Here is a 23,096-nt window from a genome sequence, read left to right as displayed (position 1 = left end):
TGCTGTCTTTCAGTATACCATAGCGATTGTTGTATGACTACTGCCAGCTTCTGCTTTTGACACATTTACGGCTTTGTCAAAATGCTGCGGGCAATGCTGTTGAAATTGACACAAGTATGATACAATGCAGGTATAAGGAAGTGAGCACAATGACGACAACATTACAGGAATACAGCTTTATCAGCGATGCGGATGCTTTAGAGATATCCGTGCTGCGCTGCACGCCTGCAGGCAGGCCCCGGGCAATCATCCAGCTGGTACACGGCATGGCGGAGCACAAGGAGCGGTATATGGATTTTATGCAGTATCTTGGAGAGCTGGGATATCTGTGTGTGCTGCATGATCATCGCGGTCATGGCAAAAGTATTCGCGGGGAAGATGATCTGGGCTATATGGGCACAACGAAAGCTGCGGCACTGATAGAAGATATCCGGCAGCTGAATGCGCAGCTGCACAGGGAGTATCCGTCCTTGAAGATTTATATGTTTGGACACAGCATGGGCTCACTGGCGGTACGAGCCTATCTGAAACGCTACGATGATACCATTGATGCACTGATTGTCTGCGGCAGTCCCAGCAAAAATCCGGCTGCCGGAGCCGGAAAGCTGCTGTGCAAGCTTATGAAGTGCATGAAGGGTGCACACTATCGCAGCCCGCTTATACAGAAGATGGCATTCGGCAATCATTGTGATGGCTTTGCAGAGGAGGGCAGCGACAATGTATGGCTGTGCTCGGACATGGAGGTTGTGCGTGCCTATGACCGGGATCCGCTTTGCGGGTATACCTTTACCCTCAACGGATTTGAAAACCTCTTTTCCCTGATGCAGGATGTCTATGAACGCAAAAACTGGACGCTGCGCAACAGGACACTGCCGATTCGCTTTATCGCAGGCAGTGAGGATCCCTGTATCATCAGTCGCGGGAAGTTTCAGGAGGCAGCCGGACTTCTGCGTGAAGTCGGCTACAGCGATGTCAGTGCCAGACTGTTTGACGGCATGCGTCATGAAATACTGAATGAACCGGATCATCTGCTTGTATATGAGGATGTTTCTGCATTTCTTTTAAAGGTGGAAGAAAAAAATACGTAAAATCCCGGAAATGAAAAGAAAAATGAAAAAAATACTTTTCATTCCTCCTGTTTTGTGGTTTAATATATAAGCTAGCCTATGGAAGAGAAGATGGTGTTGACTTTGTCGCAGATTTTCCTTATAATAGGATAGGTCAGACAACGAGGTGATTCTTTTGAAATGGTCCAGAATGGAACTGCTGCAGGCGAAGGATGCAACGATCGAATTTGACGAAATGATCCGATTTGAGCCCGAGGTATTTTCTAAGATGCATCAGATCAGAGGATTGCAGGATGTTACGGTATCAGGGAATGTTCATTACGAGGCTTCCAGTGAACGCGTATTTGCAGATCTGGATATTGAAGGCGTGATGATAGTACCGTGTTCTATAACCCTTGAGGATGTAGAATATGATTTCCATACAAAATCTTTAGAAGTGTTCTCCTTCGAAAAGACAGATGACGAAGATGTACACGAAGTTAAAGGTGATGTCGTAGAGTTATTGCCGGTGATCTTTCAATTGATAGTGATGGAGGTTCCCCTGAAAATTGTGAAGGAAGGACTGACACAGTATCCTAAAGGTGACGGTTGGGAAGTTGTCAAAGAGGAAGATTACATAAAAGAAAAAAGCAAAGAAATCGATCCTCGTTTAGCAAAGTTGAAAGAATTCAAATTGGAAGATTAAGTAGGAGGTGCTAACATGGCTGTTCAACAGAGACGTAATTCAAAAACAAGAAAAGCAAAACGTAGAACTCATTATAAATTAGCTGCACCGACATTAGTAAAATGTCCGGCTTGCGGTGAGTACAAGGTGCCGCACAAAATGTGTTCTTGTGGTGAATACAACGGAAAAACCATCGTAGAAAAATAGAGTAAAGGCCGTACATGCGGCTTTTTTTCTGCCTTTTGGAAAAAAGGTTGATGTTTGACCTGTTTCGTGGTATATTATGTACAGATACTTCAACCGGAGTGGGTCAAGCCCACTCCTTCATTATGTTTGTAAAGGAGAATGTTATGGATCAAATACAAAAACTGAAAGAACTGATCACTCCGCTTGTGGCAGAAGACGGTATAGAGCTGTATGATGTTGCCTGGCATACCGAAGGCAGCATGCGCATTCTGCAGGTGTCGATTATGCATAAGGACGGCAGTATGGACATTGATACCTGTGCCGCACAGTCTGAAAAAATCAGCACAATGCTGGATGAAATGGATATGATTGCCAGTGAATATTTTCTGGAGGTCTGTTCTCCCGGTGCAGAGCGGGAATTGAAAAGTGAAGAACAGATCAGGGATGCCATCGGCGAATTTGTATATGTGAAGCTAAAGAATCCAAGGGCTGGCATGGATGAGATAAAAGGAACCCTGACAGCATTTGAAAACAATACGGTTTATCTGGATTACATGGCAAAGGCCGTGAAGAAGAAGGCGGAAATCGAGATGGATAACATCGCACTTATCCGTCTGTCTGTGAAAATTTAGAAAGGATGCGAATAAGAAATGAAATTAAAAGATTTTATGGCTGCGATGCAGGCAATCGAAACCGATAGAAAGCTTTCCAAGGAAGTCGTTGTGGATGCCCTGCAGGAAGCTCTGGCAAAGGCATTCCGTAAGCATATCGAAATACCGGATGCGCTGGTACGCGTGGATGTCAACGAAAAATCCGGTGATATCAAGGTCTATCAGCAGCGTCTGATTGTTGAAAACGTAGAGGATGACGAGCTGGAAATCTCCTTGGAGGACGCAAAGCGCGTCAATCAGGAGCTGGAGCTCGGCGGTGTTGTGGAAGAGGAAGTCAGTATAGCCGATCTGGGACGCGCAGCTGTTATTCTGGCAAAGAATGTCATGAAGCAGAAAATCCGCGAGGCAGAAAAGCTTGTGGTGTATGAGGAATACTGCGATAAGGTGGAGGAAATGGTCATGGGGACGATTGAATCTGTCGAGGAGAAATTCTGTGTTGTCAATATCGGTAAGACTCTTGCTTTGATGCCGAAAAATCAGCAGATACCCAATGAGCGCTACCGTGAGGGTGAAATGATCCGTGTGGTAATCACAGAGGTAAACAAGGAAACCAAGGGTGCACAGGTACTGGTATCCCGCGGGGATGCGACACTGGTAAAGCGTCTGTTTGAAAAAGAGGTTCCGGAAATCTTCCAGGGTATTATTGAAATCAAGGCGATCGCGCGGGAAGCGGGAGAGCGTACGAAAATGGCAGTCTATTCGCACAATGAAAACATCGATCCGATCGGTGCCTGCATCGGTCCAAGAGGACAGCGCGTACAGGTTATCATCGATGAGCTGGGCGGAGAGAAAATCGATATCTTTGAATGGAGCGAGGATGTGACGGAGCTGATTAAAAATGCACTGTCTCCGGCTGAGGTTCTGGCGGTTATCCCGAGTGAGGAGCGCAAGGGCGGACTGCTCGTTGTCGTACCGGATAATCAGTTATCCCTGGCTATCGGTAAGCGCGGAAAGAACGCACGGCTGGCTGTAAAGCTGACCGGAAACAAAATCGATATCAAGGCGGAAACCGATGTGGACGCAGCAGGTATCAACTGGAAGGAAATCGCAATGAAGCAGCGCGAGGAATTCCTGGCACGTCAGCAGGAGGCCAAGCTTGCTGCACAGATGGAGCGCTTTGAAGAAAACGCACAGCCGCAGGATGCACTCAGTCTGGATGATGCAGGCGTAAGCTTCCAGGAGGCTGTAACGGAAGAGGCTGTCAGTGAATCGGTTGTGGAAGAAAGCAGTGAACCTGTGGAAGCCACAGCGTCAACGGCTGTTGAGGAAGCAAGTGTGTCTGCCCCTGTTGAAGAGGTGGTTGAGGAAGCACAGCCGCAGGAAGAAACCGACCTGGAAAAGGCTGCCCGCATTGCCAGAGAAAAGCAGAAGCAGGAGGGTCTGAACCTGAAGGAAAAACAGGAATACCGTTCCAAATTCGAAACACTGGCAGATGCATCAGCGAAGCAGGATGATAAGGCCGCTGCAAAACCACGCTATAAGAAATACGACAAATACGAGGAAAAAGAGGAGCGCCGTAAGCCAACCTTTGACCTGAACAAGAAGGATTATGAAATGAAGCCGATCTATTCCGAGGAGGAGCTTGCGGAAATCGAACGTGAAGAGCGTGAGATTGAAGAGAGCGACTGGATACATGATGAAATCGACTTCGATGAATATGATAAGTATTACGAAGAATAAGATGTAAGGAGGTAGATGCGACATGAAGAAAATACCGATGCGTAAATGTGTGGCTACCAATGAAAGTCTTCCGAAAAAAGAGCTGATCCGTATTGTCCGTACACCGGAGGGAACAATTGAAATAGATGAAACCGGAAAACGCAACGGCCGCGGAGCTTATCTGAAACGCAGTGTAGAGGCGCTGGAGGCTGCGATGAAGAGAAAATCACTGGTACGTTCTCTGGAATGTGAAATACCTGAGGAAATCTACGATAAGCTGAAGGAGATGTTTAGCAAATGAAGGATGTGACGGGCATACTGGGACTGGCGGCACGTGCAAGAAAAACGGCTACCGGAGAAATCGTCTACACGCAGCTTCGTGCCCGTCATGTCCATCTGCTGATTCTGGCAGAGGATATCGGTGACAATGCGAAAAAGAAGCTGAACGATAAATGCAGCTTTTACAAGGTTCCCTGTGTTTACATGGATGGAGCATTGATGAATATGGCGATCGGCGATCGCAACAGAAAAGCAATCGCAATTCTTGACAAGGGATTTGCAGAGAAGATTGCAGCTTGCTTGAAAGGCTAGGTGATTATATGGCAAGACAACAGCATAGAAGAGGAAATAACAATCGGAAGGGGAATAACAACAACCGATCAAGAAACACAAACACGAATTTTACACCGAAGAAGGAACGTGTAGAAGTAAAGGAAATCACATACAACGGACCGCTGAGTGTAGGAGAGCTGGCAGAAAAGCTGAACCGCAATGCGAGTGAGGTTATCAAGCTGCTGTTCATGATGGGAACAATGGTTACCATCAACTCCACGCTGGACGATGAGACAATTGAGCTTGTCTGCATGGAATGGAATGTAGATGTGCACAAGGAAATTATTATAGAAGAAAGTGATTTTGAAGAACAGATGGAAGAGGCAGAGGATGAAGCCCTTCTGGAAAATCGTCCTCCGGTCGTTACCATCATGGGACATGTTGATCATGGTAAAACAACGTTACTGGATACCATCCGTAAGACACATGTTACAGAAGGCGAGTTTGGTGGTATTACCCAGCATATCGGTGCCTATCAGGTAAATGTAAAGGGAAAGCGGGTTACCTTCCTGGATACACCGGGACATGAGGCCTTTACCGCAATGCGTGCCCGGGGTGCCAAGGTTACCGATTTGGTTATTATCGTTGTCGCTGCCGATGACGGTGTAATGCCGCAGACCAAGGAGGCCGTTGACCATGCCAAGGCTGCAGGTGTACCGGTTATCGTTGCAGTCAACAAAATTGACAAGGCCGGTGCGAACCGTGAACGCATTGTTTCCGAAATGAGTGAGCTTGGTCTGATGCCGGAGGAATGGGGCGGAGATACGATTTACGCGGATATCTCTGCAAAATTCGGAACCGGTGTCAGTGATCTGCTGGAAACCATTCTGGTCGTATCCGAGGTATACAATTTCCGTGCCAATCCAAACAAGCTGGCAACCGGAACGGTTATCGAGGCGAAGCTGGATAAGGGGCGCGGTCCTGTTACCACGCTGCTCGTACAGGGTGGTACCCTGCATACCGGGGATGCAGTCGTTGTTGGTACGGCCTTTGGTAAGGTGCGAAAGATGACGGATGATCACGGTCGTGAAATCAAGAAGGCTCTGCCTTCCACACCGGTGGAAATTATCGGTTTGAACGATGTGCCGATTGCCGGAGATATCTTCAAGGCATTCGATCATGAAAAGAAAGCCCGTCAGATTGCGGAAACGCGTCTGAACAACAAGATCGCTTCCGAACGGAATGCGACAGGCGCTGCGATGTCTTTGGATGATCTGGCTCGTCAGATTGAAGAAGGAGAAGTACAGGAGGTCAACCTGATTATCAAGGCCGATGTACAGGGTAGTGCGGAAGCAGTTCGTGCAAGCATGGAAAAAATCGACGTACAGGGCGTACGTGTCAATGTCATTCGTTCTCAGGCGGGGGCAATAACAGAATCCGATATTCTGCTGGCAAGTGCATCCCATGCCGTAATTTACGGCTTCAACGTACGTCCTAACGCGCTGGTACGTAAAAAAGCAGAAGAGGAAGGAATTGAAATCCGTCTGCACAATATTATTTATAAGGCATTGGAAGAAATGGAAAATGCCATGAAAGGTATGCTGGCTCCTGTTTATGAAGAGGTTGTCATCGGACAGGCTGAGGTGCGTCAGATTTACAAGGTCTCCAAAGTGGGAACGATTGCCGGGTGTATGGTTACCGATGGCTGTCTGCGCAAGGAATGCGGTGTTCGTCTGATTCGTGAGGGCGTGGTTATCTACACCGGCAAGCTGGGATCATTGAAACGTTTCCAGAATGATGCCAAGGAAGTAACCAGCGGCTATGAATGCGGTCTGACAATCGAGAACTTCAACGATATCAAGGTGGATGATGTTATTGAGGCGTATGAAGATCAGCAGGTTGAGCCAGAATAAACATAAGGTGATAACATGACATTAAAGGCTGAAAAAATAGCGGGAATTATTCAGAAGGAAATTTCGGAGATTATCCAGTTTTCTCTCAAGGATCCCAAAATCGGATTTATTACGATTACCGATGTTACGGTGACCAATGATTTATCCATTGCGAAGATTTATGTTTCTTTCCTGGGGCAGAAGCCAAGAGAGGAAGCCGGTATGAAGGCACTGGATCGCAGCAGGGGCTACCTGCGCAGCGAGCTCGCCAAGCGGATGACGATCCGTAAGGTACCGGAGCTGATTTTCAAGCTGGATGACTCTTTGGAACGCGGAAATAAAATCGAGCGCATCATCAGTGAAATCAATAAGTAAATGAAAACGAAGCCGCAAGGATCAAAACTCCTGCAGCTTCGTTTTTTTGTGCAGCTGCCACTGACTGTATACAGGAAGCTACCTGTAGGGTGCTTTGCCCATTTTTTTATGCCGCATCACACTCCTGCATAGAGGGATGAACAGATACTTTAGGAGCGTACAACACGGTGATGAATGGATACAGCTTCGAAATGTAGCAATCGTGACAAGACATTGTGCTTAGGATCATCTCCAGTGAAACGTAATGAGGTGGGTGATTCCAGAAGAGCTTCCATTTGGAAGAGGATGCCACATCATCAGGACAAAAAATCAATTACATGCGTATAAGCCAATGCAATTGATTCTTTCTAATTTCCTGTTTTTTCTGATGACAGCCTGTTATGAACAGGCTATTCAAGACAGCAGTTAAAGGCATGTTATGTTTCTTTTGACTGCAGGTTCTGGTAATAGAAAATCGCAAGCTGGGTACGGTCACGCAGCTGCAGCTTTTCCAGCAGGCTGCTGAGATAGTTGCGGACTGTCCCTTCGCTGAGGAACAGCGTCTGTGCCAGCTCTTTGTTGTTGAGCCCCTTGGCAACCAGCTGAATGAAATGCAGCTCCCGCTCATTCAAATCATAGCTGCACAGCGTTTCCTTTGTATGCTGCTTCAGCAAATCGGGAAGCTTGGCGATAATTTCCGTATTGAAAACATTCTGTCCCATATACACTGCCTCCAAAGCCGGAATGATGGAATCGAAGTTCTGCTTAAGGATATAGCCCTTGACTCCCAGCTTTAAGGCGCGAATGATATAGTCATCATCGGAGAATGTTGTTAGAAACAGAATGCGGGCATCCGGAAAGCTGTGTAGAATTGCTTCACTGGCATCCACGCCGTTCATCCCCTCCATACGGATATCCATCAACAGGACATCAGGGTTGGTTTCCCTGTACAGCTGCAATGCTTCCCGGCCGCTGCAGCCGATACCCGCAATGGTTTGTCCCTGTGCCTCCAATATGGTTTTTAAAGAGCTGCATACAAGTTTGTCATCATCAACGATCAGTATTCTCATGGTTTATCCTCCTTCGGCAGTGTGATATAAATTTGAAAGCCGGCTGTGTGTGTGATGTTCAAATAGCCGTGCATATCCGCTACACGCTCCTGCATGTTGCTTAAGCCGATGCCTCTGGTCTGCCAGGGAACACTGCTGTGCCTGGTGCCGTTATCACGTAGAATCAATTGATAAAAGGCCGGCTGTTCGCGTACGGTAATGCTGTATTTTGTCGCATTGGAATGCTTCATTGTATTGTTCATGCTCTCCTTTACAATGGCAAGGATATGATAGATTGTCTGCTGAGACAGGGGATGCAGCACATCGTATTCCAGCGTACCATCACAAAAGCTGTAGTCCTTGAGCAGGCGCTGCAGTGTCACCTGCAAATCCAGTGCATCATCGTGCAGGTCATGTACACTGCTTCGTACGTTATCCATTCCCTGAGAAAGGGTATCTCGTAAATTCTGAAGCGGCTCCTTCAGCTTATCTTCCTTTTGAATTGCCTGTATAGCGCCAATCTGCAACAAAGCGCTGCTAAGCAGATGTCCCACATGATCATGAATTTCTCTGGCGATACGGTTTCTTTCATCCAAAATGGCGATTCGGATTTCCTGTTCCTGCTGGACAAGAAGATGCCTGTTTTTATTGGACAGAATATCTGCCAGCTCCTTTGTCGCATCGCGCTGCCGCATGAAGGAAAGCTTAATTTCCTCATTTTCCTCCCACTGCTGCCGAAGGGATATGGCGAATATAGAAAAAATGGCAATGGCACTGCATAAATACAGATTTTCCATACGCAGATGAAAGAGAATCGGAAGCAGATACAGGAGGATGGTGTAAGAAAAATGCTGTCGTCTGATACAGTATAGCAGCAGCGGCAGATAGTACAGAAAGCTTTGCTGCAGGGTGGCGAGCAATGCAAACAGAATCATTGCATACGGCGTCCATGTTCGCCTTGTGTACAGATAGGATATAGAGGCCAGTATCACTGCTGAAAGCAGAGCCAGCAGGCGGTACAGCTGATGGTCATAAAAAAAGCTGAAGCAGCAGCCGATACATAAAAATAACAGATAATTTATAAGCTGTTTCATGGCTTCTCCTCCTGTTCTGTCTCTATTTTACCATTGTTTTGGGACAGATACAATTTGTCATGCATGAATATGACATCTGTCATATCCGAATGTGAAGATATACACTACCGAAAATTTACCGGATTCCCTATAATATAGACAAGGACAAGGAGGGAGCATCATGATTATTGAAGTAAACAATCTGGTGAAACGATACAAGGAGCTGATTGCGCTGGATCATTTCCGGCTGGAGGTTGAGGAAGGTGAAATTCTGGGACTTCTGGGACCGAACGGAAGCGGAAAAACAACGGCAATCAACTGTATGCTGGCTCTGTTAACATATGACAAGGGAGACATCCGCATTTTCGGAAAGCAGATGAAAGTGGACAGCTACGATTTGAAACAGCAAATCGGTGTGGTTCCGCAAAACGTAGCAGTTTTTCATGAGCTGAGCGTCGAGGACAACATCAATTACTTTTGCGGTCTGTATGTCAGTGATAAGGCAAAGCGTAAAACACTTGTGGATGAGGCAATACGTTTTGTTTCATTGGAGGAATTTCGTAAATTCCGACCGGGTAAGCTGAGCGGCGGTTTACTGAGAAGGTTGAATATCGCCTGTGGAATTGCACATCAGCCAAAGCTCATTTTCATGGATGAGCCGACGGTCGCAGTCGATCCACAGAGCCGTAATGCGATACTGGAGGGTATACGGCGCCTGAATGCGCAGGGGGCAACCATTGTGTATACCTCTCATTATATGGAAGAGGTTGAAGAAATTTGCAGTCGCATCATCATCATCGACAAGGGAAAAACCATTGCGGCTGGCTCCAAGGAGGAGCTGAAGGCCGGCATTATGATGAAGGAAAAGATCGAAGTGGAGCAGGTGAAGCTGCAGGAGCAGCAGGTACAGGATATTCAGGATATCGCAAATGTGTTCTCCGTACAGTACAATGCCAATGTTCTGCAGGTTAAGTTTACTGAAGGAAAACGCAATCTGGCCAATCTGCTGGATTACTTCACACAGGAGAATATCACCTATGGCAAGGTGTATTCCCAGCAGCCGACCTTAAATGATGTCTTCCTGGAAATCACAGGAAAACAGCTGCGGGATTAAGGAGGGGTGAATATGCTGCATTTACTGAAATACAGGTTTCGCCTGATGATTCGAAACAGAGTACTGCTGTTTTGGACATTGATATTTCCCATGCTGCTGACAACCTTCTTTGGAATGGTATTGAAGGATGCCTATACGGTGGATACCTTTCAAACGGTTCCAATCGCTGTCGTCGAGCAAAAGGATTTGTTACAGCTTAAAGCCGTTCTCAAGGATGTCAGGCAGGGGGATACTGCTTTGTTCAAGGTGAGCTATGTTGGTGAGGAACAGGCAAAGCAGCTGTTGAAGGAGGATAAGGTCAGCGCGGTTGTAAAGCTGCAGGATCCGATTGCAATCACTGTGAATCAAAACGGTCTGGATCAGACAATCACAAAAACCTTCTTTGATGAATACAGCCAGAAAATCCATCTGGTGGAGGAGGCGATGCAGCAATATCCCGATGGCTCCGCTGTATCTGCACTGTTCACACAGACAGCCTCTCATGTGAAGGAAGCGAACACAGATCATACAGATCTGTCCTCCGTCTTCTTCTATACTGTCCTGGCAATGAACGCCATGTTTGGCGGATACTGGGCAATCAATTCCATGTATGAGCTGCAGGCGAATCAAAGCGAACGTGCAGCACGCCTGGCAGTATCACCATTGCACAAGGGAAAGGCACTGCTTGCGGATTTTATGATTGATATAGCGATTCAAATTGTCTTTCTGCTCATCCAGTTTGCCTATATGTATTTCATTCTGGACGTATCCTTTGGATCACAGCTTGGCTATGTCTTCCTCATGATGGTGCTGGGAGCCTTTGCCGGAAATGCTTTTGGCATTCTGATTGGCAGTATCACTAGCAAGATACCTCCGGATGGCAAGACGGGGATCATGACCTCTATCACACTGATCTGCAGTGCGCTTGCCGGTATGATGGCGGTACAGCTGAAATATTATGTACAGGAATATGCTCCGTTTTTAACCTATATCAATCCGGTGAATATGATTACGGATGGGCTGTATTCCCTGTACTACTATGGTGTAGGCGAGCGCTATTTCTTTAATCTGGCATTGCTTGCAGGATTTACGATGGTATGCTATCTGATCAGCTTCCGTGCACTCAGCAGGAAGAGCTATCACAGTCTGGGGGTGCGTTAAATGAGTGTCTTAAAGGTTTATTATAAAATTATGAAATCACATTGGCTGACGCTGATGATCTATATGTCCATCTTCTTCACCGTCTTCTTTGTGTTTGGCATGTCTGCATCTGAGCGCAGTGATATTAAGATGTATGAGGGATCAAAGCCGAATATCGCCGTTCTTGACCGGGATGGCAGCAGTCTGAGTGAAGGCCTGTTAACCTATCTCGGCACACAGGCGAATATCAAGCATAAAAATGTATCGAACAGCGATGCACAGGATGCACTGTTCTATGCAGATGTGTCCGCTATCATAACGATTCCTGAGGGCTTTGAAGAGGAGTTCGCATCCGGGAAGGAAGCGGTTTCCATGAACCAGCGCCCGGACGATGTGAACGGTGTACTGCTTCAGCAGACAATCAATAAATATCTGGATACCATGCATGCGTATGAGCAGCTTTATCCAAAGCAGGAAATTTCAGATTTGCATATACGCGTACAGAAAAACCTGAATACCGCAGCCGAGGTGAGAATGTCAGATTCTGAAGAGGTTGCCACCTCCTCCATGCTGCGTGGTGCATATTTCAATTATGGTTCCTATATCATGCTTGTCATAACCATTCTTCTGATCGGTTTAACGATGCATTCCTTTTTCGATGCGGAGATTACCAAACGGAATCTGCTTGCTCCGGTATCACAGAATCGTATGAATCTGCAGCTGGTGTTCTGTAATCTGTCCGTAGGTATCGCGTTATGGGGGCTTATGATGCTGATGATTCTTGGGATGGTGTGGGACTCCATGATGACACTGGGAGGCTTGCTGGAAATTATCAATGCATTTGTATTCATGCTGATGTGTGTTTCCATGTCCTTTATGTTCTGTGTGATATCCACAAAGAGCAAGCATCCGGATGATATGCTGAATGGCATCAGTAATATTGTCGGGCTGGGCTCCAGCTTTCTGTGCGGTGCCTTTGTACCGCTGAGTATGATTGGCGAGAATATTCTCGTTATATCCCGTTTTCTGCCAAGCTACTGGTATGTGAAGCTGAATGATGCTTTGACCTCGGCAGTCCATGTAGGGGATGCGCTGCTGCAGGAAGCCTTTATGACCTATGGAATTCTGCTGCTGTTTGCTGCAGCCTTCCTGTGTATCGCGCTGGTGATTATGAAAAGCCGCCGCACGCAGGATGCCTTGGAGGATACCAGTATGCAGCCATAATAAAAAGAGGAGGAGCCATAACAAGCTCTTCCTCGCCTTGTCCTAAAAGAGGAAATCCGAAACGATTGTGATGGAACGATCAGTTCGTGATTTCCTTTTTTTGTATCCACCTGACAGCTTGAGGTCTTTCATGAAGGGATGCACGCTATCCGCTTTGCTTAACTCTTGCTATCTGCCGACCTTAAGCAGACGCTCCTTTAGCTTGAAGCGGTTTCCGAAGCGGAAAAAGAAATCCATGACAAACGGTATGGCGGCCATACCGGCACCGGTCAATACAAACTGCATATAGCTCAGCCGTACCAGAGAGAAAATACCCGGTAAAAAGACGATGCATACGATAAAGAGTGCGGTCATAGTGGAGAAAATCAGCAGACGCTTTCTCGTAAACGGCGTACACACCCGATACAGCACAATGAGTGAGCTGGTACCGGTCAGCAGGACACACATAGTGGACATAGCAGCCGGCGTCATTTGAAAAAACAAAGAGGATATATTGACATAAAGGATACTGAGGACGACACACAGTGCTCCGGGAAAGGCACGGCCCAGTACATTGATTAGAAAGTTTCCCTCAACACGGGCATGATTGGCTTCCAGTGCCAGGAAGAAGGAAGGAATACCAATTGTACAGGAGGATATCAGTGTAAGCTGAATCGGCTCAAACGGATAGCGGCTCATGAAGAAAAGGGTTAAAATACTGAGGATGGTTGAAAATGTCGTTTTCACAAGAAACAGGGAAGCGGCACGCTGAATATTGTTGATGACTCTTCGGCCCTCGTCCACGATATGCGGCATACTCGCAAAATTGTTGTCCAGTAAAACCAGATTGGCGATGTTCTTTGCTGCCTCGCTTCCCTGTGCAACAGAGATGCTGCAATCCGCTTCCTTTAAGGCCATGACATCATTGACACCGTCTCCTATCATTGCCGTAATATGCCCCTGTTCCTTTAGAGCGCGAATCATCAGCTTTTTCTGCATCGGTGAAACACGACCGAAAACGGTATAGTCTTTCACTGCTTCCGGAATATCCTCATCCTTTAAGGTGCTGGCATCCACATAGCGCTCATAATTTTTCAGATTAGCCTTATGTGCGATTTCATGAACCGTGCGTGGATCATCCCCGCTGATAACCTTGACATCAACCCCCTGCGACAGAAAGTAATCCAGGGTTTGCGGTGCCTCCAACCGGATGGGATCACTCAGCAGAATCAAAGCGATCACTGTATTGTTCTTGGCAGGCTCCTGTTCCATAGCTTCCTTGCTGTGTGCCAGTACCAGCACCCTGTTTCCAAGACTGGCCTGTTTATCAATTTCAGCCTGCAGCTCTGCATTTTCACTGCCGTTGACAAATTCATAGGCACCCATGATATAGGTTCCGCGATTTTCAAAGCTTACGGCACTCAGCTTTCTTGCACTGGAGAAGGGAAGGGTATGTAATACGCGAAATGCTTCATATTCCTGCGGTGTATGCCTGCGAATCGCCTGAGCAGTTGCATTATCATCCTGCAGAGCATCCATCATATTTGCAAGAATCAAAAGGATTTCCTTCTCGTCTGCGTTCAGTGCCTGGATACGCTCCACCTGCATATTGCCTTCCGTTATGGTTCCTGTCTTATCCAGACACAGGGTATCCACGCGTGCCAGTGTTTCAATGCAGTACAGCTCCTGCACCAGCGTTTTGCGCTTCGCCAGATTGATGGAGCCAACCGCCAGTGCAACGCTTGTCAGTAAAACAAGGCCCTCCGGTATCATTCCCAGCAATGCCGCAACCGTAGATACGATCGCCTGCGGCAGAGTGCTCTCAGTCAGAAAAAACTGCTTTGAAAACAGCAGAATGCCAACGGGAATAATGATAATACCGATGGTTTTAATTATGAAGTTAATGGAATCCCGCAGCTGTGATTTATGCTTTTTAAATGTTTTTGCATCCTTCATAATCGTAGCGGCATAATTATCCTTGCCGACATGCTGTACCTGTACCTTGGCCTGTCCGCTGACGACAAAGCTGCCGGAATACAGGGTATCGTGCGTATGCTTGACGATGATATCCGATTCTCCTGTAACCAGGGATTCGTTAACCTCCAGACGTCCCTCAACAACCATAGCGTCGGCGCATACCTGAGAGCCGGTGGAAAGGCATAGAATATCATCCAGAACGATATCATCCATATGCAGTTCCATTTCTTTTCCGTTGCGCAATACCTTCAAATAGGGCTGCGTAATCAAAGACAGCTTGTCCAATACACGCTTGGCTCGAATCTCCTGAAGGATACCAATGACCAGGTTGGAAATTACAACCCCCAGAAAAAGCAGATTTTTAAAGGAGCCGATAAAAATAATCAATCCTGCCAGAATAGCATTGATCAGATTAAACAGGGTTAAAACATTGTCCCGGAATATTTCCTCATAGCTTTTGGTAATGCGCTCATCCTGTGTATTGACACAGCCTGCATCAATACGCTCCTGAACCTGAGAATCGCTGAGACCCTGTGCTGGATCAATCCATTCTCGTTTGTCGTCATTGCTGTGCATGAAATCACCTCGTATATGTATATTATAGCAAATCCTAATGACTTTGGGCCTTACGCTTTTGTAATTTTGTCGTATTTCTTTCTTAAATATTTCTAAATTCAGCATATGCTTTCGTTAGTATATGTCGAAGCAACACGGATATGAAAGAAATAAGGCAGTGAAAGCCGTTTCTGGAAGTAGCATAGCATATGTTATCATATGAAGCATGTTGATCAAGCCATTTGGAACCAGTTGATACAAAACGGTGAGGCGTATTTGCTTTCTTATAAAAGCATTGTATTCGGCAGGAATTATATTCGAAAACGGCCTGCCTTTATTTGTATAAACGTATCACTGGTATTGACGATTTCATTCGAGTAGTAAAGCCTTCTACAAACGGAAAGCAGGATTGCATACAAATGGAGCACATGGTATACTTGTCAGGGTAAGAATTGTGGAGGTAGGTATGAGTATTGTTACGGTAGAAAATGTTTCGCACAGCTTCGGTGGAAGACAGATTCTGGAGAATGTATCCTTTCGTTTGCTGAGCGGTGAGCATGTTGGTCTTGTCGGAGCCAACGGAGAAGGGAAATCAACCTTTCTGAATATACTGACGGGAAAGCTGGTTCCGGAGGAAGGGCGTGTTGCCTGGTGCCGCAGAATCACACGAGGCTATCTGGATCAGCATACGGTTCTGGAGAAGGGAAAGTCGATTCGCCAAGTATTGCAGGATGCATTTTCCCATCTGTTTGAGCTGGAAGCGGAAATGCTGCAGAAATATGAAGAGATGGGAGATTGCAGTGAGGAGTGTATGAATGAGCTTTTGCAGGATGTCGGGGAAATTCAGGACATACTGGAGCACAGCGGTTTCTATATGATTGATGCCAGAATACAGGAGGTCGCACAGGGACTTGGATTACTGGATATCGGTCTGGAAAAGGATGTTACCATGTTGAGTGGAGGGCAGCGCTCCAAGGTGCTGTTATGCAAGCTGCTGCTGGAAAATCCGATGATTCTGATTCTGGATGAGCCGACCAACTATCTGGATGAGGGACATATTGCATGGCTGAAGAACTTTCTGATTTCCTATGAGCATGCATTTATTCTGGTGTCGCATGATATTCCGTTCTTGAACAGCGTTGTCAACATTATTTATCATGTTGAAAACTGTGAGCTGACACGGTATGTCGGAGATTACGATTATTTTCTAGAACAGCATGCGTTAAAGAAACGCCAGCTGGAGGCGGCATATGTAAAACAGCAGAAGGAAATCGCCGATCTGGAGGATTTCATCGCCCGCAACAAGGCGCGTGTTGCAACGCGTAACATGGCTCATTCCCGCCAGAAGAAGCTGGATAAGATGGATCGTATCGAAAAGGTAAAGGAAAAAGTGAAGCCCAGCTTTTCCTTTTTATCGGACCGCGCACCGGGGCGTGTGATTTTCGACGCAAGGGAACTGGTGATCGGCTATGAGGAACCGCTGACAAAAGCAATGCATCTGGTGCTGGAGCGCAATATGCGGGTGGCGATAAAAGGTGTTAACGGTCTTGGTAAGACAACACTGCTGAAAACGCTGATGGGCAGAATTCCAGGCGTCAGCGGAAGCGTTGAGGTTGACCCGTATGCATCCATCGGCTTTTTCGAGCAGGAGGAAGCCGGAGAATCCATGAGTGCACTGGATTATTTCTGGAAAGAGTATCCGGCGATGACAAACGGTGAGGTACGTGCGGCTCTGGCAAAGTGCGGACTGACGACAGATCATATCGAATCCGGAATGTGTGTGCTTTCCGGAGGAGAACAGGCAAAGGTTCGTCTTTGCGTGCTGATGAATCGTGAGCATAACGTTTTAGTGCTGGATGAGCCTACCAACCATCTGGATGTGGATGCCAAGGAGGAGCTGAAGCGGGCATTGAAGGCCTACAAGGGAACGATCCTTCTGGTTTCCCATGACCCGGATTTCTATGGCGATATTGTGGATGAGGTCTGGAATCTGGAGGAATGGACGACAAAAATTCTGTAAAGCATTCGATGATGTGTATTCTCTGGTGCTATAATGTAAGGAAAAGAACCCGTCAGGCGGCAGGTTCTTTTTTGAATAAACGTTTAAAGACAGGAGAACTTGATCTATTCCGCAGCGGTATGCTTCAGCTTTTCCTTTAAGTCGGGATAGGCTTCACATTCCAGAATACATATGACGGCAGCATCAATCTGCGCGTTGGACAAGGTATCCACCCATCCATCATCGATTCCATACTTATGGATAATCTGTGCTTTTAATAAGGCTTTCTTGCCTTGGTCAAGACCCTCATCCTTTCCCTGTCTTTTGGCTTCCGCAGTTTGCTCTCTCAGATTTGCCTGTACTGCACGATTCGCAAACTCCACCGATTCCGCCCAGCTGAATAACGGGCCATCTTCACGCATTGCATTATATTTTCCCATAGCCACATTCACCATCCTTCTCTTCATGTTTAGTATAGCATCATCCGGATTATATGCAAGCACATAACAGAAGGTTTCAAATTCTGTCAGGTTTTCCATACCCCCGACCTCCTTCACACGCTGCCTGATCATCGGTAAAAACACAATTGCGCGATGCAGAGTATTGTTTGGTTCTTCCTGATTGTCTTCATCCTTTACCGTATAGTGACGAATCATGCGGCCTCCTGCTTTAGGCATCGAATTCATAAAGATAATCTGATAAAACGGCTTCAGCTTTGTGTAATCATCCCCCTGCTTCAGCTGTCTTCCGACCAGGCGGTAGCCATACTGCTGAAAACGCAGCTGTTCCTCCTTCGTGTACCCGGATACCTGCATCTCCAAATCATAAAGGTGACCGGTTTCATCCTCCAATACAACATCCAAAACCGCTCGTTTTCCGAAAAAGACTTCCGGCAGCAGCTCCGGATTCAGCACCTGGGTTCTTTGAACCTTCAATCCATAAATTTCTTCAATAATTCTGCTTCTCAGCAATTTAGAGCCTGCATCCTCTCCAATCAGCATATACTTGAAAAAAACATCATTGTGAAAGGGAATCGGATACTCCCTTTTCATCTCTTTTTGCATATGTACAATTCTCCTTTTTTTATATACACTCTTATATACGTATCGAACATGCAAAACTCCTAAAATTTTTACAAATATTTTTATTTTTTTTATAATTGATTTTGTAAACATGAGCAAAAAAGCGTTTGTTGGCTGTTGAGGGTTTACGGAATTTGGAATGTGTCAAGGTGGTTAACCGATATCCGAATCAGGTATACAAACACATAAGCGTAACAGGAGTGCAGATAATGATGGCTTTTCCATATTGCAATGATGAATTGTTATGCTGGAATTTGCTGCAATCATAAAATCTATATATGTTGAGAAATAGGTATAAAGGTTACGTGCTATTGTATTATAATGAAAAATATGCTATATATAAGATGTAGAGTGGCAGTTAAATCAGACGGGACATATAGTAATAGATATTTACTGTGAAAAGTATCCATATGAAAATTCAGTGAAGCATGTATAAAATTTATATGTATTGAAAATGCGACAGACTTCAATACAAATATTCAAACTCGATTCCATTCCCCGCATTTTGCGCGCGGATGCAAACAGTACATGAAAGCTGATTCAAATTACTTGTTTTATCTTGAAATTGAATGTTCTTTCATCTGTCGTATATCCCCCTGCTGCAGCAGGCCGGCTTTGTTTATCTAATCAGGCATGAATAGCAACTGGAAGGAAGGTGAATGTATGTCTCAGATTTCAAAGGAAACAAAGGAATTGAACAAAACATGGGTTTCCAAACAACAGGATTTACACAAAACATACAGCAGCTATATCATCGGTGGTGGTGTACTCGTTGTTATTGTTCTTCTGATACTGCTTGCAATTATGTACCTTTGAATCTCTGCTGTATCGGCTAATAATGCGGACACAGGATATGAAAACGCATTTGCATGCTTATTCTGTTCGTTTCACATTTTGTCATTGTGACCTGCTGCAGACATAAGAAAAGAAATCTTTCTCTGTATTCCCTGTAGAAAACAAAGATAAGATTTCTTTTTAACGAAAGATTTGTGATATACTTTTCAGGATAGCTGCAGGAGGAATAGAACATGAGAAATAAGAAAAGAGTCTTATCTGGCGGTGTTGTCGTGCTGACGGTTTTTCTGGTGTTAGGTGTATGCAAACCTGATATCGATAAATTCTGCCGTCAGAATCGAAGCATCACGGCTTTTTTTGCCAGTAAGGGTGTCGATTCGTTTGGAGAGTATCTTGGAGGCTTCATGTTTGATGCTGCAGCATTGGGTGTATGTGCTGTATTGGTTCTTTTTATTGCTCGTCATATCGGCACTCGTTTTCATAGCCTTCAGGATCGGAGGAAGAAGTAGCAAACCGATACGATTGTGAAGCCTCAGGCTGCCGGCTTACCCTGCGCATAGGTGTGAATCAGCAGACCGATAACAACGATACTGCAGCCGATCAGCTTGCGCATGGAAAACAGATCCAGCAGAAAATAATCCAGCAGCATACCGCTGGCAAGCTGTGCAACAAATACAATCAGTGTCAGCTGCAGGGGAGGAATGCGGGTTACGATACGATTTAGAATAATAATATTGATGACACCGATGACACCGCCCATAAGCAGGATAGCGTTCCCGTTTTTCATCAGCTGCGGGAGTGCGGGGGAAATATGCGGGGCAAACAGCAACAGAAAAGCCAGACTCGCCAGCAACCCGCTCGCATAATTGAAAAAGCTGCTGGATAATGCTCCGATTTTTTCCGCCAACAAGGCATTTACACTGCGACTCAATACGATACTGACTCCTGCCAGCAATGCAAAGAAAATGGAACAGATATATCTCATTCCAGCATCACCCCGATTCCTATTAAAATAATGAGCAGAGATACCAGCTTTATCGGCTGCAGTTTCTGTTTTTTTGTGCCAAGTGCACCGCTTTGTTCCAGAATGATCGAAGTCAGCATCTGTCCACATAATCCCAATGCACTAATCATAGAAGCTCCCAAAATCGTAATGGTCAGATTGTTGAAAAAGACAGTGAATACCCCGATTACACCACCCAGATATAAAAAACGGGAAGCATGGGGAAGGTCTCGAAGCGAAATGTGTTTTACTTTTAAAACGATATACATCGTCAATAACCCGCAGGCATGGATTAGAACCGTTGCGGTATACAGATCGATCAGATCAGAAAGCTGTCCGTTAAATACCATCATGACACTGACCACAATACCACTGAGTATTGCCATACTGATTGCCATATCATCACCTCGTATAGTAGAATACAGGTTTTTCTTGAACACGCATAGGACATATGTCATAATGAGAGAAGAAAGCAGATGATTAAGGAAAGGCGATACACATTGCATACCTTTTTAAAAACGGACGGAGGAAGCGTATGGAAAAAACGGCAGCCGCTTATATTCGGAAATATCGACTCGATCAGATTCTGGAGGAACGGCATATATCCATGCTGGAATTAAAAACATGGAAGCGGCGGGATATCCTTCTGCATGCAGATACCGAGCTGCATCATCTTTTGTTTCTGGTGGAGGGAAAGGCAAAGACCAGCTATATCAGTGCAAACGGACAAACGGTCCTGCACTCCTTCCTGTATCCGCTCAGTATTCTTGGTGAGGTGGAGCTTTGGAAGCAGATGCCTGTGCTGAATGAAGTGACGGCATTGAGTGAAGTAATAACACTGCAGTTGCCATTAGCTCGCTGTGAACAGTCACTCAGACAGGATGTCCGCTTTCTGCAGTATCTGGTATCAGAGCTGTCGGAAAAGCTGAAAAACAGCAATCGCAACGCATCCATCTCGCTTTCCTATCCGGTTGAAAACCGTTTGGCATCATATCTCATGGCAGTATGTGAGCGGGATGTTTTTCAGGAGGATCATGGTGAGGTTAGCAGTATGATTGGATGCAGCTATCGGCAGCTGCAGCGTTGTCTGTCACAGTTTTGTGAACAGGGGCTTCTATGTAAATGTGAAAAAGGCGTTTATCGAATCAATAACCGTAAACAGCTGCAAAAGCTGGGGCAGGACATCTATGGAGGAATTACATCATGAGTGTGGATATTAAAATTGTAAACAGGGGAATTTTCAAAAAGAAACTGAGTATGCATGATTTTCTGGAAACCGGTCTGCAGGCAGGCGTCATGGACAGCACCTGGCGGATGCAGCCGCTGGAGGCGGAATCGGCAGATGACTTTATCCTGTATGACCCTTCGTGTATCGCAAGAGGTATACAGGTGATCTGGAAGCAGCCGTATGAGGTGGAGCTGTATCTGCTGCTGCCGACCTGCCATCAGGAAATCGAAGCCTTTTATGCCCTGATTCAGCACCTCTGCAAACGTTGGAAGACGAGTGCCTTTGAACAGGATGGGGAAACACAGGAGCTGCGAAGCATTGCAGGTATTAAGCAGCATCTCACCACATTCAGTGACAAGTGTCTGGGTTCCTTTCTGAAGGAACATGCGGATGGCTGTTTCTTTTCCGCTATGCACCCACTTTGGTTTGAACAGCAGGATCATGAGGAGATGCACGACGACTTCGGAGCATGGCTGCATAACCATCAGAAGCAGGATGTTTATTATGCAGTACCACGCGTCTACCAGAAGGAGGATGGATTTTTCGGTGTATATACAATAACCTCCACCGTTGACAGTCTGTTGCCAAACAAGCCGGAGGCACCCTTTGGGATGAAGGATCCGGTAAGTGGAGAGGACATACAAATTGATACTTGGTATGCGGCCTTTTATGATTTGGAAGAGGAGACCTTTCTGGGACAGCTTCCATATGAAGCATTTGTAAAGGAAATTCATTTATCGGAATGTGAACGCTATGATGCTAAAATGCGGAAGCTGCCGGGTATGCGTGCCGCACATCAAAGAGAACTGATTCAGCAATATGGTGTGGACATCTGATGGCGCTAGAGGCAAAAAAGAACGCTGTAGTATTCTATAATCAATGGACGATGCTTCCTGCAAAGAAGATTCATGAAGGTGTTCAACATATACATGGCTAAGTATAAAAAAATGCAGCCCATGCGGATGCCAGGTTCTTTCTCGATTGCGGGTAAATATAAAACAGGGAGACTTCAACTTCTATTGATAAATACAATAGTGTTGAAGTCTCCCTTTTGCAAAAACCCTAAAATAAGAAAGAACCGTATGCCGGTCTGCATTTTTCTTATTGGATCACAGCCAGGATATTTTGTTTTCCGTACCGTTTTTAATTTTTACGATATTTGCCCTGTGCCGGTAGATCACCAGTATTGTCAACAGCCAGCTGGCCGCGACAATCTCCACGCTGATATGCAGCTGCATAACCGTGATATAGATACTGCTGGTAAGTGCAGCGCACATGCTGGACAGCGATACCATCTTACCTGCGTACAGCACAACCAGAAATACTGCGAACGGCACGATCAGATACCACGCACTCTGGAAGGTAAAAATGGATGTTGATAACAGAAATCCAAACATTGTCGCAACGGCTTTCCCACCGCGGAACCCTGCAAATACCGGATAACAGTGACCAAATGCCGCCGCAAAGCCTGCCCATATGCTCGCCTCCAGATCAAAGCAGGAAACGACACCGACAGCAACAACAACCTTTACTACATCACAGACAATGACTGAAATTCCGGCTTTTTTTCCTAACACACGTCCTGCATTGGTGCCGCCCAGATTGCCGCTTCCGAAATTGCGGACGTCTGTCTTATAGAAAAGCTTTCCGATGACGAGGGCAAACGGGATGGACCCCAGCAGATACCCCAGCCCCAGATACCAGATCCAGTTGATATTCATAGCTTCACCTCATTCATATTCGTCTATATTTTACCACCTTACCCACATAAGGAAAAGAAAAAAGAAACAATTCTTCTTATTTTCATGTTTTTAGTATATAATAATTAGGCCGTATTGCGGATTTTAAAAGAAA

The 23,096-nt window shown here is 45.8% G+C and carries 24 protein-coding genes; 17 read left to right on the top strand and 7 right to left on the bottom strand.

Going from position 1 to position 23,096, the window contains the following annotated elements:
* Positions 1–149: 149 nt before the first annotated feature.
* The 9 genes from G4D54_11100 to rbfA all read left to right on the top strand — a co-directional run bounded on the left by G4D54_11100 (position 150) and on the right by rbfA (position 7,066).
* Positions 150–1,088: an alpha/beta hydrolase gene (locus G4D54_11100; protein QJA02955.1), complete on the top strand. Its 939-nt coding sequence runs from the start codon at positions 150–152 to the stop codon at positions 1,086–1,088.
* A gap of 154 nt (positions 1,089–1,242) precedes the next feature.
* The gene (locus tag G4D54_11095) at positions 1,243–1,752 is read left to right on the top strand and encodes a hypothetical protein (protein QJA02954.1); all 510 of its coding nucleotides are present in this window, start codon (positions 1,243–1,245) and stop codon (positions 1,750–1,752) included.
* A gap of 15 nt (positions 1,753–1,767) precedes the next feature.
* On the top strand, positions 1,768–1,938 hold the full coding sequence (rpmF, locus tag G4D54_11090; GenBank protein QJA02953.1) for a 50S ribosomal protein L32: 171 nt from the start codon (positions 1,768–1,770) through the stop codon (positions 1,936–1,938).
* Positions 1,939–1,952: 14 nt separating this feature from the next.
* Positions 1,953–2,549 (top strand): ribosome maturation factor RimP, encoded by a 597-nt coding sequence (locus G4D54_11085; protein ID QJA02952.1) that lies wholly within the window; start codon positions 1,953–1,955, stop codon positions 2,547–2,549.
* 18 nt (positions 2,550–2,567) lie between these two features.
* On the top strand, positions 2,568–4,268 hold the full coding sequence (nusA, locus tag G4D54_11080) for a transcription termination/antitermination protein NusA (protein QJA02951.1): 1,701 nt from the start codon (positions 2,568–2,570) through the stop codon (positions 4,266–4,268).
* 22 nt (positions 4,269–4,290) lie between these two features.
* Positions 4,291–4,548, top strand: coding sequence for a YlxR family protein (locus G4D54_11075; protein ID QJA02950.1), 258 nt, complete (start codon positions 4,291–4,293; stop codon positions 4,546–4,548).
* On the top strand, positions 4,545–4,838 hold the full coding sequence (locus tag G4D54_11070) for a 50S ribosomal protein L7 (protein QJA02949.1): 294 nt from the start codon (positions 4,545–4,547) through the stop codon (positions 4,836–4,838). Before G4D54_11075 ends, G4D54_11070 begins: the two co-directional genes overlap by 4 nt.
* An 8-nt stretch (positions 4,839–4,846) precedes the next feature.
* Entirely contained in the window at positions 4,847–6,712 is a 1,866-nt protein-coding gene (gene infB, locus G4D54_11065) for a translation initiation factor IF-2 (GenBank protein QJA02948.1), read from the top strand.
* A gap of 15 nt (positions 6,713–6,727) precedes the next feature.
* Positions 6,728–7,066 carry a 30S ribosome-binding factor RbfA gene (gene rbfA, locus G4D54_11060; protein ID QJA02947.1) on the top strand — a complete coding sequence of 113 codons (339 nt, stop codon included), beginning with the start codon at positions 6,728–6,730 and terminating at the stop codon, positions 7,064–7,066.
* Between the two features lie 416 nt (positions 7,067–7,482).
* Here the strand turns inward: rbfA and G4D54_11055 are convergent, their stop codons facing one another.
* Together G4D54_11055 and G4D54_11050 are read right to left on the bottom strand one after the other, a co-directional pair.
* Positions 7,483–8,115, bottom strand: a complete 633-nt coding sequence (locus G4D54_11055) for a response regulator transcription factor (protein QJA02946.1) — start codon at positions 8,113–8,115, stop codon at positions 7,483–7,485.
* Entirely contained in the window at positions 8,112–9,188 is a 1,077-nt protein-coding gene (locus G4D54_11050; GenBank protein QJA02945.1) for a two-component sensor histidine kinase, read from the bottom strand. Before G4D54_11050 ends, G4D54_11055 begins: the two co-directional genes overlap by 4 nt.
* 160 nt (positions 9,189–9,348) lie before the next feature.
* Here G4D54_11050 and G4D54_11045 point away from each other — a divergent pair, with 160 nt between their 5' ends.
* From G4D54_11045 to G4D54_11035, 3 genes are read left to right on the top strand one after another with little or no spacing between them, the layout of a single operon-like run.
* A complete protein-coding gene (locus tag G4D54_11045) occupies positions 9,349–10,281 on the top strand; it encodes an ABC transporter ATP-binding protein (GenBank protein ID QJA02944.1) in 933 nt (310 codons plus the stop codon).
* 12 nt (positions 10,282–10,293) lie between these two features.
* A complete protein-coding gene (locus G4D54_11040; GenBank protein QJA02943.1) occupies positions 10,294–11,421 on the top strand; it encodes an ABC transporter permease in 1,128 nt (375 codons plus the stop codon).
* A complete protein-coding gene (locus tag G4D54_11035) occupies positions 11,422–12,624 on the top strand; it encodes an ABC transporter permease (protein QJA02942.1) in 1,203 nt (400 codons plus the stop codon). It begins immediately after the preceding gene.
* A gap of 168 nt (positions 12,625–12,792) precedes the next feature.
* Here the strand turns inward: G4D54_11035 and G4D54_11030 are convergent, their stop codons facing one another.
* Positions 12,793–15,156, bottom strand: a complete 2,364-nt coding sequence (locus G4D54_11030; GenBank protein QJA02941.1) for an HAD-IC family P-type ATPase — start codon at positions 15,154–15,156, stop codon at positions 12,793–12,795.
* Positions 15,157–15,601: 445 nt separating this feature from the next.
* Between G4D54_11030 and G4D54_11025 the strand changes: the two genes are divergently transcribed.
* On the top strand, positions 15,602–17,155 hold the full coding sequence (locus G4D54_11025) for an ABC-F family ATP-binding cassette domain-containing protein (protein ID QJA02940.1): 1,554 nt from the start codon (positions 15,602–15,604) through the stop codon (positions 17,153–17,155).
* A 104-nt stretch (positions 17,156–17,259) separates the two neighbouring features.
* On the opposite strand, the gene G4D54_11020 is transcribed toward G4D54_11025, so the two are convergent.
* Positions 17,260–18,198, bottom strand: a complete 939-nt coding sequence (locus G4D54_11020; GenBank protein ID QJA02939.1) for a transposase — start codon at positions 18,196–18,198, stop codon at positions 17,260–17,262.
* Positions 18,199–18,879: 681 nt separating this feature from the next.
* Here G4D54_11020 and G4D54_11015 point away from each other — a divergent pair.
* Both G4D54_11015 and G4D54_11010 read left to right on the top strand, forming a co-directional pair.
* Complete coding sequence (locus tag G4D54_11015) at positions 18,880–19,032, top strand: hypothetical protein (protein QJA02938.1); 153 nt, start codon at positions 18,880–18,882, stop codon at positions 19,030–19,032.
* 212 nt (positions 19,033–19,244) lie between these two features.
* The gene (locus G4D54_11010) at positions 19,245–19,520 is read left to right on the top strand and encodes a hypothetical protein (protein ID QJA02937.1); all 276 of its coding nucleotides are present in this window, start codon (positions 19,245–19,247) and stop codon (positions 19,518–19,520) included.
* Between the two features lie 23 nt (positions 19,521–19,543).
* On the opposite strand, the gene G4D54_11005 is transcribed toward G4D54_11010, so the two are convergent.
* Positions 19,544–19,996 carry a hypothetical protein gene (locus G4D54_11005; protein ID QJA02936.1) on the bottom strand — a complete coding sequence of 151 codons (453 nt, stop codon included), beginning with the start codon at positions 19,994–19,996 and terminating at the stop codon, positions 19,544–19,546.
* A complete protein-coding gene (locus tag G4D54_11000; protein ID QJA02935.1) occupies positions 19,993–20,412 on the bottom strand; it encodes a DMT family transporter in 420 nt (139 codons plus the stop codon). The genes G4D54_11005 and G4D54_11000 overlap by 4 nt, the downstream gene beginning before the upstream one ends.
* A 137-nt stretch (positions 20,413–20,549) precedes the next feature.
* Between G4D54_11000 and G4D54_10995 the strand changes: the two genes are divergently transcribed.
* Positions 20,550–21,221, top strand: a complete 672-nt coding sequence (locus G4D54_10995; GenBank protein ID QJA02934.1) for a cyclic nucleotide-binding domain-containing protein — start codon at positions 20,550–20,552, stop codon at positions 21,219–21,221.
* Complete coding sequence (locus tag G4D54_10990) at positions 21,218–22,078, top strand: DUF4299 family protein (protein ID QJA02933.1); 861 nt, start codon at positions 21,218–21,220, stop codon at positions 22,076–22,078. Before G4D54_10995 ends, G4D54_10990 begins: the two co-directional genes overlap by 4 nt.
* A 273-nt stretch (positions 22,079–22,351) precedes the next feature.
* On the opposite strand, the gene plsY is transcribed toward G4D54_10990, so the two are convergent.
* Positions 22,352–22,963 (bottom strand): glycerol-3-phosphate 1-O-acyltransferase PlsY, encoded by a 612-nt coding sequence (gene plsY, locus G4D54_10985; protein QJA02932.1) that lies wholly within the window; start codon positions 22,961–22,963, stop codon positions 22,352–22,354.
* Positions 22,964–23,096: the final 133 nt, after the last annotated feature.

Origin of the sequence: [Clostridium] innocuum (assembly GCA_012317185.1) — a bacterium.
GTDB lineage: Bacteria > Bacillota_I > Bacilli_A > Erysipelotrichales > Erysipelotrichaceae > Clostridium_AQ > Clostridium_AQ innocuum.
Note: the sequence above shows the minus strand (reverse complement) of the source record. Positions and strands in the feature narration are given on the sequence as shown.